Origin of the sequence: Terrabacter sp. 2TAF16, from assembly GCF_052115065.1 — a bacterium.
Lineage (GTDB): Bacteria > Actinomycetota > Actinomycetes > Actinomycetales > Dermatophilaceae > Terrabacter.
On record NZ_JBFRFZ010000009.1, the window covers coordinates 70,142 to 85,026 of the forward strand.

General features: G+C 73.8%; 15 protein-coding genes and 1 riboswitch. Of the genes, 5 read left to right on the forward strand and 10 right to left on the reverse strand.

All coding sequences use genetic code 11. From position 1 onward, the window contains the following. Nucleotides 1–77: 77 nt before the first annotated feature. Nucleotides 78–1,214 carry a DmpA family aminopeptidase gene (locus AB4Z14_RS15010; RefSeq protein ID WP_442275887.1) on the reverse strand — a complete coding sequence of 379 codons (1,137 nt, stop codon included), beginning with the start codon at nucleotides 1,212–1,214 and terminating at the stop codon, nucleotides 78–80. Nucleotides 1,215–1,355: 141 nt separating this feature from the next. Here AB4Z14_RS15010 and AB4Z14_RS15015 point away from each other — a divergent pair, with 141 nt between their 5' ends. Together AB4Z14_RS15015 and AB4Z14_RS15020 are read left to right on the forward strand one after the other, a co-directional pair. Then, complete coding sequence (locus AB4Z14_RS15015) at nucleotides 1,356–2,603, forward strand: hypothetical protein (protein WP_442275888.1); 1,248 nt, start codon at nucleotides 1,356–1,358, stop codon at nucleotides 2,601–2,603. Then, nucleotides 2,600–3,385, forward strand: coding sequence for a hypothetical protein (locus AB4Z14_RS15020; protein WP_442275889.1), 786 nt, complete (start codon nucleotides 2,600–2,602; stop codon nucleotides 3,383–3,385). The genes AB4Z14_RS15015 and AB4Z14_RS15020 overlap by 4 nt, the downstream gene beginning before the upstream one ends. A 197-nt stretch (nucleotides 3,386–3,582) precedes the next feature. Here AB4Z14_RS15020 and AB4Z14_RS15025 read toward each other — a convergent pair whose 3' ends face one another. From AB4Z14_RS15025 to AB4Z14_RS15050, 6 genes are read right to left on the reverse strand one after another with little or no spacing between them, the layout of a single operon-like run. Further along, nucleotides 3,583–4,389: an adenosylcobinamide-GDP ribazoletransferase gene (locus tag AB4Z14_RS15025; protein ID WP_442275890.1), complete on the reverse strand. Its 807-nt coding sequence runs from the start codon at nucleotides 4,387–4,389 to the stop codon at nucleotides 3,583–3,585. Continuing rightward, entirely contained in the window at nucleotides 4,382–4,978 is a 597-nt protein-coding gene (locus AB4Z14_RS15030; protein ID WP_442275891.1) for a bifunctional adenosylcobinamide kinase/adenosylcobinamide-phosphate guanylyltransferase, read from the reverse strand. The genes AB4Z14_RS15025 and AB4Z14_RS15030 overlap by 8 nt, the downstream gene beginning before the upstream one ends. Next, nucleotides 4,975–5,826, reverse strand: a complete 852-nt coding sequence (locus AB4Z14_RS15035) for an ECF transporter S component (protein WP_442275892.1) — start codon at nucleotides 5,824–5,826, stop codon at nucleotides 4,975–4,977. Before AB4Z14_RS15035 ends, AB4Z14_RS15030 begins: the two co-directional genes overlap by 4 nt. Next, nucleotides 5,823–7,445 (reverse strand): ABC transporter ATP-binding protein, encoded by a 1,623-nt coding sequence (locus tag AB4Z14_RS15040; RefSeq protein ID WP_442275893.1) that lies wholly within the window; start codon nucleotides 7,443–7,445, stop codon nucleotides 5,823–5,825. Before AB4Z14_RS15040 ends, AB4Z14_RS15035 begins: the two co-directional genes overlap by 4 nt. Then, nucleotides 7,442–8,527, reverse strand: a complete 1,086-nt coding sequence (locus AB4Z14_RS15045) for an energy-coupling factor transporter transmembrane component T (protein WP_442275894.1) — start codon at nucleotides 8,525–8,527, stop codon at nucleotides 7,442–7,444. The genes AB4Z14_RS15040 and AB4Z14_RS15045 overlap by 4 nt, the downstream gene beginning before the upstream one ends. Before the next feature lie 15 nt (nucleotides 8,528–8,542). Continuing rightward, a complete protein-coding gene (locus tag AB4Z14_RS15050; protein WP_442275895.1) occupies nucleotides 8,543–9,286 on the reverse strand; it encodes an SCO2322 family protein in 744 nt (247 codons plus the stop codon). A gap of 110 nt (nucleotides 9,287–9,396) precedes the next feature. Next, a riboswitch (cobalamin riboswitch) is annotated at nucleotides 9,397–9,510 on the reverse strand. Nucleotides 9,511–9,563: 53 nt separating this feature from the next. Between AB4Z14_RS15050 and AB4Z14_RS15055 the strand changes: the two genes are divergently transcribed. Together AB4Z14_RS15055 and AB4Z14_RS15060 are read left to right on the forward strand one after the other, a co-directional pair. Beyond that, nucleotides 9,564–9,779: a hypothetical protein gene (locus AB4Z14_RS15055; protein ID WP_056781174.1), complete on the forward strand. Its 216-nt coding sequence runs from the start codon at nucleotides 9,564–9,566 to the stop codon at nucleotides 9,777–9,779. After that, nucleotides 9,776–11,149, forward strand: a complete 1,374-nt coding sequence (locus AB4Z14_RS15060; RefSeq protein ID WP_442275896.1) for a serine hydrolase domain-containing protein — start codon at nucleotides 9,776–9,778, stop codon at nucleotides 11,147–11,149. The genes AB4Z14_RS15055 and AB4Z14_RS15060 overlap by 4 nt, the downstream gene beginning before the upstream one ends. 43 nt (nucleotides 11,150–11,192) lie before the next feature. Here the strand turns inward: AB4Z14_RS15060 and AB4Z14_RS15065 are convergent, their stop codons facing one another. From AB4Z14_RS15065 to AB4Z14_RS15075, 3 genes are all read right to left on the reverse strand, one after another. After that, on the reverse strand, nucleotides 11,193–11,774 hold the full coding sequence (locus tag AB4Z14_RS15065) for a DUF3043 domain-containing protein (protein WP_056781169.1): 582 nt from the start codon (nucleotides 11,772–11,774) through the stop codon (nucleotides 11,193–11,195). Nucleotides 11,775–11,848: 74 nt separating this feature from the next. Beyond that, nucleotides 11,849–12,430: a protein-L-isoaspartate O-methyltransferase family protein gene (locus AB4Z14_RS15070; RefSeq protein WP_442275897.1), complete on the reverse strand. Its 582-nt coding sequence runs from the start codon at nucleotides 12,428–12,430 to the stop codon at nucleotides 11,849–11,851. 72 nt (nucleotides 12,431–12,502) lie between these two features. Next, a complete protein-coding gene (locus tag AB4Z14_RS15075) occupies nucleotides 12,503–13,312 on the reverse strand; it encodes a class I SAM-dependent methyltransferase (RefSeq protein ID WP_442275898.1) in 810 nt (269 codons plus the stop codon). Nucleotides 13,313–13,442: 130 nt separating this feature from the next. On the opposite strand from AB4Z14_RS15075, the gene AB4Z14_RS15080 reads away from it, so the two are divergent. Beyond that, nucleotides 13,443–14,813, forward strand: coding sequence for a dipeptidase (locus AB4Z14_RS15080; protein WP_442275899.1), 1,371 nt, complete (start codon nucleotides 13,443–13,445; stop codon nucleotides 14,811–14,813). Nucleotides 14,814–14,885: the final 72 nt, after the last annotated feature.

Sequence of the window (14,885 nt, forward strand, 5' to 3'; positions counted from 1 at the left end):
CCTTCACCGACGACGTATGCCGGGTGGCGCGGTCAGTGCGCCACCCGGCACACGTCGTGAGCGGGGCTGGTCAGTCGCTACTCGCGCAGCGAGAAGCGGCGCCTGCCGTGGCGGTCGAGGATGCTCGCCAGTCGTTCGCCGTCGAGGGCGTGGATCGTCAGTCCGTCGCGGCCCTCCATCGTCTCGGCCTGGAGCATCGCGTTGAGGATGGCCTCGGCCGTGGCCTCGATGACGGCTCCGAACATCGCGTCGAAGTACTCGAGGGCGAGCATCTCGACCTGCATGCCGATCTCGGTGCGGGCGCCGGGGCCCTGGTCGGGCATCCCGTGCGCGGCCGTCGAGAAGGCGATCATGAGGTCGCCGGAGTAGTTGTCACCGCGGGCGCCGAACTTCGCGATGCCGAGCCCGGCTCGCTGGGCGAGCCGATTGAGCTGGTGGGGGAGCAGGGGCGCGTCCGTCGCGACGACGGCGAGCACCGACCCGGTGCCCGGCGGCGGCACCCGGGTGATCTCGGACATGCGCGGGAAGGGCACGACCTTCTTCGTCAGCACGTGCCCGATCGGCACGCCGTTGACCTCGAAGTGCTTGCGATCGCCGTGGTTGGCCTGGACGAGGACGCCGACCGTGAAGTGGCGGTCGCCGAGGTCGACGACCCGCGAGGCCGTGCCGGTGCCGCCCTTGAAGCCGTAGCACTGCGTGCCCGTGCCACCGCCGACGTTGCCCTCCGCGATGACGCCCGTTCGCGCGTCGTCGAAGGCGGCATGGACGTGCTCGCGGGTGACGTGCTGTCCGCTGATGTCGTTGAGGATGCCGTCCCACGTCTCGCCGACGACCGGCAGCATGATCGGCATCCGCCCGGGCACGCGGGTCTCGCGGGCGATGAGGGAGTCGCGCACGACCCCGACGCTGTCGGTGTTGGTCAGGGCGATGGGGCTCGAGAGCATGCCCGACTCGTGCAGCCACTCGAGGCCGGTCAGCTCGCCGAACCCGTTGAGCCGGTGGTAGCCGGCGAAGACCGGCTCGGTGGAGGCGCGGCCGCCGTGGGGGAGCACGACGGTGACGCCGGTGCGCACCGGGCCCTGCCCGACCGTCATCTCGCCCTCACCGTGGACGATCGTGCTGTAGCCGACCCGGACGCCCTCGACGTCGGTGATCGCGTTGAGTGGACCCGAGTGCCCCGTCCCGATCTCGATCCCGACATCGGTGGCTCGCACGCGGTCTCCTCCTCGTCCACCCGCGGACCGGGAGAACCGGTGCTGCGGCTACGATCTGGCTTGTCGATCTGGCATGTCACCGAGCGGTCGCCCCTCGCTGCCGAGCGGCGCGACCCACGATGTCGAGAAGGGTAACCGCTTTTGTCTGACGCACGCGATCCGCTCCGCGCCCGCCTGGCGCTGGCCACGGGACGGTCGGCGGGACGGCTCTCGCAGGCCCTCGGCAAGGGCTCCGGCTCCATGATCGGTGGCCGCCTCGCCCTCCGCGTCGACCCGCAGGTGCTCCGCGCCGTGGCCGGTGACCGGCGCAGCGTCCTCGTCACCGGGACGAACGGCAAGAGCACCGTGACGGCCCTCGTCGCTGCGGCGATCACGCCCGGCGGCGCGGTCGTGAGCAACACGACCGGCGCCAACATGACCGATGGCATCGTCACCGCCCTCTCGGCCGACCGCACGTCCGGGCTCGCAGCCCTCGAGGTCGACGAGGTCTACCTCGAGCCCGTCGCACGCGGCACCCGGCCCAAGGCGGTCGTCGTGCTCAACAGCTCGCGCGAGTACACCCGCGGCGTCTCGCTCAGGAGCACGCTCGAGCACTGGCGCCGCACCGCCGCCGCCTTGCCCGACGACTGCGTCGCCATCGTCAACGTCGACGACCCGCTCGTCAGCTGGGCCTTCGAGACCGCGCCGCACCGCATCGGCGTCAGCGGCGGTCTCTACTGGCGCGGTGACGCCCTCATCTGCCCGGCCTGCGGCTCGGTCCAGGACTTCACCGACGACTCGTGGAGCTGCCCCGGCTGCCGGCGTTCGCGGCCCGAGCCCGACTGGAAGGTCGTGCCCGACGGCGACGGCTGGGCCGTCGAGCACGCGGGGGAGCGCACCCGGATCGAGGTCACGGTGCCCGGCCGCACCGGCCCGGTGGGTGGCGCCTTCGCCCTCGCGGCCGCCGACGCCCTCGGCGTCGACGTGGCCGAGGCCGCCGAGCGGGTCAGCGCCGTCGCCGACGTCGACGGCCGCTACGCGCCCTACCGCCTCGGCGACCACGCCGCGCGCCTGCTCATGCTCAAGAACCCCGCCGGGTGGGCCGAGGCGATCGACGTCGCCGTCTCGACCGACCGGCCGCTCGTCGTGGCCGTCGACCCGTTCGGACCCAAGGACACCGCCACGATGTGGGAGGCGCCGTTCCAGCGCCTCGCCGGCGAGCGCGTCGCCGTCACGGGCGGGCGCACGGCGGACGCGGTGGCGATCCTCGACGCGGCCGGCGCCGACGTCGTCGAGGCCCCCGACATCGAGTCGGCCGTTCGCGCGCACGCACCGGGCGAGGTGATGGTGGCCTGCAACTACCCGGCCTTCCGACGCATCTCCAAGCAGTTCCGAGGAGGCACCCATTGAGCAGGGCACTCACCGTGGCCACGCTCTTCCCGCTCGCCACGGTCGCCGCGGCCGACGAGGCCAACGCGAGCGCGCTCGTGCGCCGCGGGGCCGCCCGTGACCTGTCGGTCGAGACCGTCACCGTCGACCGGGCCGACTCCTTCGTCGACGCCGACGTCTACCTCGTCGGCGGCACCGGACGTGGCGGCGTGGCGGCGCTCGTCGAGGCGCTCACCTCGACCGACCTGGCGGCACGGGTCTCGGACGGCGCGGTGCTGCTCGCCGTCGACGCCGGTCTCGACGCGATCGCTCGCTCGTGGGTCGACCCGGCCGGTGCGCGGCACCAGGGCCTTGGTCTCGCGCCGGTCAGCATCCACTCGGCTCCCGAGATCACCGGCACCGTCGTGACCCGACCGGATGCCTCTCTCGACCTGCCCGCCCTCATCGGCTGGGAGGCCAACGACCTGCGCACGGTCCGCGAGGACGGCGCGCGCGCCCTCTTCACGCTCGAGGCCGGGTCGGGCAACCGCACCGAGGACGCCGTCGGTGGCACGACCGAGGGTGTCCTCGCCGGGTCGATCCTCGGCACTCGTCTGCACGGCCCGCTGCTGGCGCTGAACCCGGAGCTGGCCGACCTCGTGCTGGCCCGGGCGACCCAGAGGTCCGAGCCGTGGCCCGCGCTCGAGTCCCCGGCGGTCGAACGCGCCCGTCGCGAGCGCATCGCAGAGGTGCGGCGCGAGTCGCCCAAGACCGACTGGCGCAGCCGGCTGCCAGGACCCGTCGCAGCACGTCTCCGCCGCTGACCGACCGGCCCTCGTCAACCGTCGAGAGGCCAAAGTCTGCGGGTCCTCGGTCCTCGGTCGTCGAGTGGCGGATGTCGCTGGCCCGCCGCGCCTTTCGAGACGTTCGCGGACGCGACGTCTGGCCTTTCGACGGGTACGCACTCGCGAAGAGTGGCCCCTCGACGGGGTCGTACCCGCGAAGTCTGGCCTTTCGACGGTCAGGGGTGGGGGAGGGCGGTGACGACCAGAGCGGCCGTGACGAGACCGGCGGCCAGGGCGACCTCGATCGCGGCGCCGATGACGTCTCCGGTGACCCCGCCCAGGCGCCGGACCGCGTGCCGCCGCGTCACGACGGACCCGGCCACCGAGACGAGAACGACAGCGACCGCACCGACGCCCCCGGCCCACGACGTGTCGCCGAGCACGGCCGACAGGCCCGCGACCGCGAGGCCGGCCAGCAGGGCGACCGCGGCGACGAGGCCCAGCAGGTGCGCCCGGGACACGGTGCCGGCGACGCCCTGACCGAGCCCGTCGGCACGGGCCGGAGGTATGCCGTCCCGCGTGCACACCGCGCACGCGATGCGGCTCGCCACGAGGGCCACGACGGCCATCGCCGTGCCGAGGGCACCGCCGAGGAGGGTCGTGAGGCAGGCGGCGTCGAGCAGGACGGCCAGGACGACCGCCGCAGCACCGGCCGGACCGGTGTCGCCGCGTCGCATGACCTCGAGCGACCGCGCAGGGTCGTGCCCGGAGGTGAGCCCGTCGGCGAGGTCCGCGAGCCCGTCGAGGTGCAGCGCCCGCGACAGCAGCGCCGTGACGACGAGGGCCAGCACGGCCACGACGCGGGCGGGAGCCCAGCCCGTCGTCGACACCGTGCCCAGGGCGGCCCAGGCGAGGAGAGCGGGCGCCGTCGTCAGGGGCGCGAGCAGCATGGCGCGGCCGAGCACGACGTCGGTGACGTGCTCCGGAGGGCCGACGCGGAGCGCGGTGAAGGTGCCGAACGCGAGACGCCAGGCGTCACGCATCGAGCGTCCTCGGGCGGGGCTTGCTGGGCACGACGGGGGCGTCGCTGAGGTCGACGACGCGTCCGGCGACGACGAGATGAACGCGCGCCGCCACCGCCGCGACGAGGGCGTTGAGGCGGCCCAGCTCGTCCTGGAAGAGGCGCCCCGAGGCCGTGGTCGCCACGAGGGACCAGCCGACCTCGTTCGTCACGATGACGACGGGCACCGTTGCGGTGCAGAGTGACTCGACGAGCCGGTCGCCCTCGCGACGCACGGCGTCGGCCGCAGCAGCGAGGTCGTCCCAGCCCGCGGCATCGACGAGGGCCGTGAGCCACGTGCCGAGGCAGTCGACGAGGACCGGGCCCGTGGCAGCGTCGAACACCCTGACCACGTCCGTCGTCTCAACGGTCCGCCACGTCGCGGGACGGCGCGTCCGGTGGTCCTCCACGCGCCGGCTCCACTCGGGGTCGGACGCATCGGCCCGACGACCGGTCGCGACATACGTGACGTCGTCGTGGTCCGCGACGAGGTCCTCGGCGTGCCGGCTCTTGCCGCTGCGCACCGGCCCCGTGACGAGGGTCGTCGTGCGGGCTCCGTGCGCGCGGCTCACCGGGCGCCGCCGGCGCCCTGCAGCGGCGAGTCGGCGCCCGACGCCCGTGTCGGCTCGAAGACGACCGGCACCCCGAAGGCCGCCCGTCGGGCTCCGCGGCGGAAGACGCGGAGCAGCGCCGGACCGGCCAGCAGGACGAGGACCGCGTTGAGCACCCCCCGCGGCAGGTCCCACGCGAGGGACGTCGCGAGGTAGAAGAGGCCGTAGTGGGCGAGGTTCTCCGAGAGCGGTGCTCCGGGGACGAAGCCCATCCCGCTGGGCGCGTTGGTCCCGAGGAAGGGCCAGAACCAGAGGTTCATGAAGAGCCCGAAGGCGAGTCCCGTCACGAGGGCGTATGCCGCGAGCACCCACCGCTCGGCGCGTCCTCCCGCGCGGGCCGGCAGCAGACCGGCACCGAGCCCGATGCCCCCGGCGCAGATCATCTGGAAGGGGAGCCACGGGCCGACGCCACCCGTGAGCAGCGCCCCTGTGGTGACGGCGAGGGAGCCGGAGACGAAGCCGACGCCGGGCCCGAGCACACGCCCGGCCACGATGACGATGAAGAACATCGGCTCGAGCCCGGCGGTGCCGGCGCTGAGCAGGCGCAGCCCACCGCCGGCCGCTGCCGCCACCCCGAGGACGGCAATCGTCTTGGCGTCGAGGCGTCCGGCCGTGACCTCCGCGAGGCAGACGACCGCGAGCAGCCCGAGGAGGACGGCGAAGAGCCAGGGCGCGTCGTTGCCGTGGTCGCGCGCGAAGTCCCCGGTGACGAAGAAGGGCCAGGTGAACGCCACCAGCCCGACGACGCCGACCACCGCGACGGCCACGACCGCCGGCCAGCGCAGCGGGATGACCCGGCGCCCGGTCATGCGATCCTCGCGAGGGCGCCCGCGACCTCGGCCACGGTGAGCCAGGTCTGGGGGAGGAGCACCTTCGTCACCTGCGGGGCGAAGGCCGGCGAGGACGCGAGGACCTCGCGTGCCGGGCCGTCGGTGACGACCTCCCCGTCGGCGAGGATGACGACACGGTCGGCGACCTCGGCCGCGAGCTCGACGTCGTGGGTGGCGAGCAGGACGGTCGTGCCCTGGGCCGCCAGTCCGGTGAGCATCTCGCCGAGACGCTTCTTCGCGCCGTAGTCGAGACCGCGCGTCGGCTCGTCGAGCAGGAGCACCTCGGGCGACCCCGAGAGGATGACGGCCAGCGCGAGCTCGAGCCGCTGTCCCTCGGAGAGGTCGCGCGGGTGGACCGTGGGGTCGATGCCCCCGGAGATGCGGTCGAGCAGCCCGCGGGCCGTGCCCGGGGCGGCGCCGAAGTCCTCGTCGGCCGCGGTGCACTCGGCCGCCACGGTGTCGGCATAGAGGAGCAGCTCGGGCTGCTGCGGCACGAGCCCCACGGTCCGCACCCGCTCGCGGGCGGACCTCGCGCGCGGGTCGACGCCTCCGGCCCCGACGCGCACCGTCCCCCCGGCCAGCCGGTGCTGGGCCGCGATGGCTCCGAGGAGCGTCGACTTGCCCGCGCCGTTGCGGCCCATGAGGGTCGTCACCGAGCCACGCGCCACGGCGAGGTCGACACCGTCGAGGACGACCCGGCCGCCGCGCGAGACGCGAAGGCCGTCGACGGTGACCGCGTCGGCGGGCCCGATCACCCTGAGGTCTGCCACGGGGCGCGGTGTGCTCGTGCCGAGGGCTTCGCGCAGGGCGGCCGCCTTGCGGCGCGCGTCGCGGATGGACAGCGGCGTCGGCGACCACCCGACGAGGCGGGAGAGACCGACGACGGGCGGGTAGATCTGGGAGCGGAGCATCGCCTCGGCGGGGTCGAGCAGCTCGGACACGTGTCCTTCGTCGACGAGGACGACGCGGTCGGCATGGTGCACGACGCGTTCGAGCCGGTGCTCGGCCAGCACGACGGTGACCCCGAGGTCGTGCACGATGCGATGGAGCGAGGCCAGGACCTCCTCTGCCGCAACCGGATCCAGGGCCGACGTCGGCTCGTCGAGCACGAGGACTCGAGGGCCGGCGGCGAAGAGCGCGGCGATCGCGACCCGCTGCTGCTGACCACCCGAGAGGGTGCGCAACGCCCGGGCGCGCAGCGGCGTCAGCCCGAAGAGGTCGAGGGTCTCCTCGACGCGGCGGCGGATCGTCGTCGAGTCCAGCCCCATCGTCTCCATGCCGTAGGCGACCTCGTCCTCGACGACGTCGGTGACGAAGGTCGAGGACGGGTTTTGCTCGACGAGGCCGACCACCGTCGCGAGGTCACGAGGACGGTGCTCGGCCGTGTCGAGCCCGTCGACGGTGACGCGTCCGGTGAGCGTGCCGCCGCTGAAGTGCGGGACCAGCCCGTTGATGGTGCGCAGCAGCGTGGACTTGCCGCTTCCCGTGGGGCCGACGACGAGGACGAGCTCGCCCTCGGGGATCCCGAGCGTGACGTCGTGGAGGCTGGGAGCGGGGGCGTCGGCATACTGCACCGACACGTGCTCGAAGGTGATCACGGTGCGACCTCCCGGGGACGGGGCGACAGCCAGGCGGGAAGGGCGGCCACGAGCAGCGCGAGGACGGCGACGAGGGGCACGGCGGGCAGCACGGCCTGCTGGCTCGGCACGATGCCCTCCCAGCCCTGCAGCGAGCCGACGACGAGGACCGCGGCGGGCACGGCGCCCGCGACGACCGTCACGGTCTCGGTCCACGTCCAGCGGTCGCGGCGGTGGCCCGACCGGGGGTCGCGCGACGCACCGACGAGCAGGCTCGAGCCGGCGAGGAGCGCGCCGAGCACGAGGACCGGCAGCCCGAGCACCCCGCCGGCCGAGGAGTCGAGCAGGCCGTAGAGACCGGCGAGGACCCCGACGAGGCCGGCGAGGGCGAGCCCCGTCGCGGCCCGACGGCTCGTCGTCGTGGAGCGGACGGCGCGGCCGTAGCCACGGGACTCCATCGACGCCGCCAGCCCGAGCGACCGCTCGAACGCGGTCTCGAGCACGGGCACGGTGAGCCGGGCCATCTCGCGCAGGCCGCGGCCGTCACGACCGCGCAGCGTGCGCGCTGCGCGCACCTCGCGGGCGTCGGTCAGCAGCTGCGGCGCGAACGTCAGCCCCACGACGACGGCGGTGCCGACGTCGTAGAGGGTGGCGGGCAGGTATCTCAGCAGTCGGCGCGGGCTCGCCAGCGCGTTGGCGGCACCGAGGCACGCGAGGACCGCGGCGAGGCGCAGAGCGTCGTAGGCGGCATACAGCAGGGACTCGAGCGTCACCGTCCCGCCGATGCGTACGCCCGCCGCCCAGTCCGGCAGCGGCACGCTCGGCAGGGTCATGACGACGGTCTCACCGACGATGCCGTTGCCCAGCAGGGCCGTCATGACGATGCGGAACGCGACGATGACGGCACCGATGGCGAGGAAGGCGGGCAGCGGGTTGACCGTGGCAGGGTCATGGCGCTCGTCGACGACGAGGACGCAGACCCCGATGACGAGCAGCAGGAGCACCGGGTTGGTCGTGCGCGACGCAGCGGTGGCCAGGCCCAGCCCCCACAGCCACCAGGCTGCGGGGTGCTGGAGCCGGGCCCTGCGCTGGAGTCGCGCCACGCTCGTCGTGGCTCCTCAGCCGTCCTGGCGAGCGCGCGACCGCGAGCGCATGAGCAGGTAGCCGATGAGCGCGAGCAGGACGAGGCCCGCGATGACGTAGGCCGCAACGGTCCCGCCCGACGTACCGGACGTCGGCGCCGCGGCGACGTCGGTGCCCGAGGCGGCCGGGGTCGAGGCCGACACGGACGGCGTGGCCGCCGGAGCGGCGATGGTCACCGGCTGGTCGGCGGCCTTGGCCTCGGGGGTGACCTCCTTGACGGCACCGCCGCAGTCGCTCGTCGGGTAGCCGTCGACGCCGCAGACGAGGCCCTTCTCGGTGCGCACGTCACCGGCGACGGCGAGCACAGCAGCGCTCGTCGCGTCCGTGGCGACGACCGCGCACAGGGCCTTCGGCTCGGGCGGCGTGGCGCCGTCGGCGGCATCGGCCGGGCGGCCGAAGTCGACGACGAGACCGACGCGCTTCTTGCCCGACACGGCCGCAGTGGTGCCACAGACCTGCTCGAACGTGAGGACGGCGCGCGGATAGCGCGTCGAGGCCTCGTCGGCGACCGCGAAACGCCAGCCGTCGACGCTGCCGTCCTTGGGGGTCGTCTGGTCCGGGCCCTTCTGCGCGAAGGTCCAGGCGCCGTCGGAGAGCTGGTAGAAGCCCCAGTAGCGGTACGCGGCGGCGTGGGCCGGCGCGATGGTGAGGGCCGAGAGGCAGGCGGCGACGAGCGCGGCGAGCACGACTCGGAGCGGGGCACGACGGACAGGGGACACGGTTTCCTCCTCGCGGTGGGACACCATGTCGGGTCTGCTGGCTGCGGCCGGCCCGGCGGGGTGACTCCGGTCCGCATTCCACGACAGACTGACAAAGGAGCCGGTGGGACGCGGGTTTTCCGGCTGGTCACCCCGGGCCGCGCGGCAGCGGGAGGTGGCATCACGGTTGCGGGTCAGCGCCGGAGTCACACCGGCTTGCCCCATCGTCCTTCGGTTAGGCGAACCGTCGCACGCGGGGCCTGCGCCCGTCAAACGGCGTGCCAACTAGGGTGTCCGCATGAGTGCTGACTGGTCCTGGCTGTTCCTCGACGCGCACGGCAACCCGGTGGAGGGTGAGGGCGTGACGACCTCGGGATTCCCGACCCAGAGCGACGCCGAGAGCTACCTGGGGGAGTCGTGGCGCGAGCTGCTCGACGCTGGGGTCGAGGCGGTCACCCTGCGCGAGAACGACACCGTCGTCTACGGCCCGATGAGCCTGCGGGCCGCGGAGTGAGCGCGCCGCACGGGGCCGGCAGCCCGTCGGAGACGGCGCTGTCGGCGGGGCTCGAGCGCGACCTGCTCGCCCGGGTCGTCACGGCCCAGCGCACCTGGCGCTCTCCCGGCGTCAGCGTCGGCGTCGTGCGCGAGGGCGCGCTCGTCTGGTCGGCGCACGTGGGGTCGGCCCGGCTCGGGTCGCAGCCCGCGCCCGCCACCGACGACACGCAGTTCATGATCGGCTCGGTCACGAAGACGTTCACGGCCCTGACCGTCATGTCGCTGCGCGACGAGGGCCTGCTGTCCCTCGACGACGCGCTCGAGACGTACGTGCCGGGCACGAAGCACGCGCGGGTCCCGCTGCGGCAGATGCTCGCCCACGCCTCCGGGCTGCAGCGTGAGCCGGTCGGCAACATCTGGGAGAGCCTCGTGGCCCCCGAGCGAGACGAGTTCCTCGCCGGCCTCGAGGAGGCGGAGCAGGTGCTCCCCGCCCACCACGCCTTCCACTACTCCAACCTCGCCTACGGCCTCCTCGGCCAGGTCGTCGAGCGCGTCACGGGCCGGGGCTGGGAGCATGTCGTCCGCGAGCGGGTGCTCGAGCCGCTCGGGATGGACCGCACCGGCCTGACGCCGGCCGACGACCGGGCAATCGGCTACCAGGTCGACCCGTACGCCGGCACGGCGAGCGAGGAGCCGCTCTTCACGCTCAACGCGACGGCACCGCTGGGTGGCCTGTGGTCGACCGTCGCCGACATGGCGCGCTACGCCGCCTACGTCGCGAACCCCGACGACCGGGTCGTGCGACCCGAGACCGTCGAGGAGATGTGCCGGCCGATCATCATGACCGACGTCGACGGCTGGAGCGGTGCCTACGGCCTCGGCTTCGGGATGGGCCGCCGCGGCGACCGGGTCTATGTCGGCCACGGCGGCGCGATGCCGGGCTTCCTCACCGGCCTGCGGGTCCGGCGCAAGGACGGAGTCGGCGCGATCGTCTTCGCCAATGCCACCTCCGGCGCCCTGACCCTCGGGCTTGCCACCGACCTCGTCGAGGCCGTCGTCGACGCCGAACCGGCTCTGACCGCGGCGTGGGTGCCCGAGACGGCTCAGCCCGCCCTGACCGAGCTCCTCGGCCTCTGGTGGTCGGAGGGGTCGCCGATCACGTTCTTCGTGCGCGGCGGCGAGCTGTGGTCCAGGCTCGCCGACGACGAGCCGCTGTCGGAGACGCGGTATGCCGCCGAGGGCACCGACCGCTTCCGCGCCGTGGCGGGCCGGGAGCGCGGCGAGGTGCTCGAGGTCGTGCGTGCCGCCGACGGCTCCGTCGACAAGCTCTACTTCGCGACGTATGCCGTGACGCGGGCGCCGCTGGCGTTCGCCGACCTGCAGGGCTGACGGCGGCGGTCGGCCGCACCCCGTCCGACCCGGCGAGGGCGGGTCAGGCGGGGTGCTCGCCGCGGGCGACCTGCGGCTTCGGCATGCGCGTGCGGCGCATCTGGAAGGCGCGCATGATGGCGTACCACGCGTCACCCTTCTCGGCGCCGCCGAACTTGTCGTCCATCTTGCGGCGCGTGCGGCGCCACATGAGGAGGGCGTCGCCGATGGCCACGAGGATGAGGCCGTAGACGAGGACGAAGACGAGCAGCAGGGCCCAGTTCGTCCGGACGAAGCTGAGCAGCAGCACGATCAGCATGATCGGCAGCATGAACTCGCCGATGTTCCAGCGGGCGTCGACGGTGTCGCGGATGAACCGGCGACGGGGGCCCTTGTCGCGGGCCGGGAGGTACTTCTCGTCACCCGTCATCATGCCGGCGCGCTGCTTGGCCATCGCCTCGCGGCGGGCCGTCTTGTCCTGCTTCGTCGCGGCCTTGCGGTCGGTGACGATGAGGGGACGCTTGTTGAGGGCCTCCTGCTCGCGCCGCTTCGGCGTGGGCCGGTTCTTCGCCCCGGCGCGTGCCGACGCGTCCGTCGAGGCCGTGGGTGCGAGGTCTTCGTTGAGGGTCTTCTTGCGTCCGAACACGGGGACACTCTAAGCCGAAGGGCGTCCTGGGCCCGCATCGCGCCCGCGGCCACCCGGCATACGACCCCTCGCGGTCAGGCCCCGGGGGTCGTGCGGAGCGGGACGAAGCGGTAGTGCCCGTGCCGGCTCGTCACGAGCGTGCCGTGGTCGCGCACGACGAGCGTCATCGAGCCGGCGACGGGGAGGACGAGCCGCCCCGGGTCGCCGAGCTGGTCGACGAGTGGCTGGGGCAGGGTCTGCGCCTCGGCGGACACGAGGATGCGGTCCCAGGGCCCCCGGTCCGGGGCGCCGAGCACCCCCGCGGCGGCCTCGTGGATCTCGGCCCACGGCATCCGGCTGGCGGCGAGGTTCGCGGCACCCCATCGCGCGAGGGCGGGCTCGAGCTCGACGCCGACGACCTCGCCGGTGGGTCCGGTGAGGTGGGCGAGCAGGGCGGTCGTCCATCCGGAGCCCGAGCCGACGTCGAGGACGCGCTGTCCGGGCTGCACGTCGAGGAGGCGCAACATGTCGGCGACCGTCCGCGGCTGCGAGTTCGTCTGCCCGTGCCCGATGAGGATGGGGCCGTCGTGACCCGCGCGGGACCGGGCGCCGCGGGGGAGGAAGCCGGCCCGGGGCACGGCGGCGAAGGCCTGCTGCACCCGGTCGACGGCGTCCATGGTCCGAGCCAAGCACGCCCGGGTCCGGACGTCAGCCCCGGAGCCCGTCGCCACGGGCGTCGACGGGCGGAGTCAGGCCGTGCGGCGGGCGATGACGTGCACGAGGGTGCCGAGGGCGCGGTAGGGATCGGTCGAGCCGAGCCGCTCCTCGACGTCGAGCAGCATCGCCAGCTCGTCGCCAGCGGGTGCCGGCTCGTCCACCCCGACGTCGTCGCTCGCGATGCGGATGCCGTACCACGCGACGAGCTCGAGGCCCGCGGCCTCGCAGTCGACCGTCAACGAGGCGAGCGTGTCTGCGCGCGCGTCGACGCCGATCTCGTTGCGGTAGCGGGCATCCCGGCCCTGCTCGGCTGCGCGGCGCGTCTCGTCGAGCACCGCCAGGGCAGCGGACCAGTCATGCCGGCCGGCCGGGCGCCAGGCCATGGCGTCGCCGTTGCGAGCCGCGATCGACACGATGCCGCCCGGGGCGACCCGGCGGGCCAGGCCGGCGACCGCGGCGCGGCTCTCGGGGAGGTACATCAGCACGCCATGGCACATGACGACGTCGTAGGCCGTCGGCCGCGTCACGCTCGCGAGCCCGGCGAGGTCGGTGGCCACGAGCGTGACGCGCTCCCGCTGCTCCGGGGTGAGCCCGGCGGCAGCCTGCTCGAAGGCGGCACGCATCCGTCCGTCCGGCTCGGCGGCCGTCACCGAGTGACCGAGTCGGGCCAGGCGCAGTGCCTGCGTCCCCTGGCCGGCGCCGACGTCGAGGACGCGCAGGGGTCCGCGAGGCAGGTGCTCCGCGAGCTGCCGGGTGACCATCTCCTGGCGCACGACGTTGCGCAGGTTGCCCAGGCGCTCGAGCCAGGGCTGCTGCCCGGCGACGAACGTGTTGTCTCCCATCCGGTCGAACCTACCCATCAGGGACGACAGCCCCCCGCGGCTGCACCCGCAGCAGGCGTTCCGTCGCGACGACGAAGCGGTACGTCGGCTCCCTCGTTGGCCCCGCGCCGGCCTCGGTAGGGTCGGGCAGGTGACTGACGACGCCCTCACCCCCGACCAGATCCAGCTGATCCGCGACCGCGTGGCCGAGCTCATGCCGCAGGTGCGGGCCGACCTCGAGGAGCTCGTGCGCATCCCGAGCGTCTCGGCCTCGTCCTTCGACCAGAGCCAGGTGGCCCGGAGCGCCGAGGCAGTCGCCGAGCTGCTCCGCCGCGAGGGCCTCGACGTCGAGGTCGTCGTCGAGGGCGGCCGCCCGGCGGTCATCGGGCACCTCGACGGTCCCGCAGGCGCCCCGACGGTGACGCTCTACGCGCACCACGACGTGCAGCCCCCCGGTGACGACGCCGACTGGGACAGCTCGCCCTTCGAGCCCGTGGAGCGCGACGGGCGCCTCTACGGCCGTGGTGCGGCCGACGACAAGGCCGGAGTCATGGCCCACGTCGCGGCACTGCGCGCGCACGCCGGCAACCTGCCGGTCGGCGTCACGGTCTTCGTCGAGGGGGAGGAGGAGTCCGGCTCGCCGTCGCTCGGCACGATCCTCGAGAAGCACGGCGACCGCCTCGCCGCCGACGCCATCGTCATCGCCGACTCCGGCAACTGGGACATCGGCACGCCCGCCCTGACCACGACCCTGCGCGGGGGCATCCGCGTCGTCGTCCGCGTCCAGACGCTCGACCACTCCGTGCACTCGGGCATGTTCGGCGGCGCGGCACCCGACGCCACCACCGCCCTCGTGCGCCTCCTCGCCTCGCTCCACGATGCCGACGGCAACGTGGCCGTGGCCGGTCTCGACGCGGGCGAGGCCGCCGACATCGACTACGACGAGCAGCGCTTCCGCGCGGAGTCGGGCCTGCTCGACGACGTGTCGCTCATCGGGTCTGGCTCGATCCTCAGCCGGCTCTGGAACAAGCCCTCGATCACGACGATCGGTATCGACGCGACGTCCATCGACAAGGCGTCGAACACCCTGTCCGCGAAGGCCGCTGCCAAGATCTCCGTTCGCCTGGCCCCGACCCAGGACCCCCTCGTGGCCTTTGACCGCGTGCGTGAGCACCTCGAGGCCAACGCTCCCTGGGGGGCCAGGCTCACGGTCGAGCTCGAGGAGCACGGCTCGGGCTTCGCCGCCGACGCGAACGGACCCGTCTACGACGAGGCGCGTGCGTCGTTCGCCGACGCCTGGGGCACCGAGCCCGTCGACATGGGGGTCGGTGGCTCGATCCCGTTCATCTCCGACTTCTCGGCCCGCTTCCCCGACGCGTCGATCATCGTCACGGGCGTCGAGGACCCCGACACGCGCGCCCACGGCGCGAACGAGTCGCTGCACCTCGGCGAGTTCGAGAAGGTCTGCGTGGCCGAGGCGGTCTTCCTCGCCCGGCTGGGAGCGCTGCGGTCCACCCGCTGAGGCGGACGGCATACGCCATCGGCAGGACCATCCACAGGGGAACAGCGGAACAGCGGAACGGCGGGCCAGGCC

Coding starts and splice junctions, on each gene's coding strand:
- AB4Z14_RS15025 (WP_442275890.1), bottom strand. CDS start 4,389: ATGCGTGACGCCTGGCGTCTCGCGTTCGGCACCTTCACCGCGCTCCGC.
- AB4Z14_RS15035 (WP_442275892.1), bottom strand. CDS start 5,826: ATGACCGGGCGCCGGGTCATCCCGCTGCGCTGGCCGGCGGTCGTGGCC.
- AB4Z14_RS15055 (WP_056781174.1), top strand. CDS start 9,564: ATGAGTGCTGACTGGTCCTGGCTGTTCCTCGACGCGCACGGCAACCCG.
- AB4Z14_RS15070 (WP_442275897.1), bottom strand. CDS start 12,430: ATGGACGCCGTCGACCGGGTGCAGCAGGCCTTCGCCGCCGTGCCCCGG.
- AB4Z14_RS15075 (WP_442275898.1), bottom strand. CDS start 13,312: ATGGGAGACAACACGTTCGTCGCCGGGCAGCAGCCCTGGCTCGAGCGC.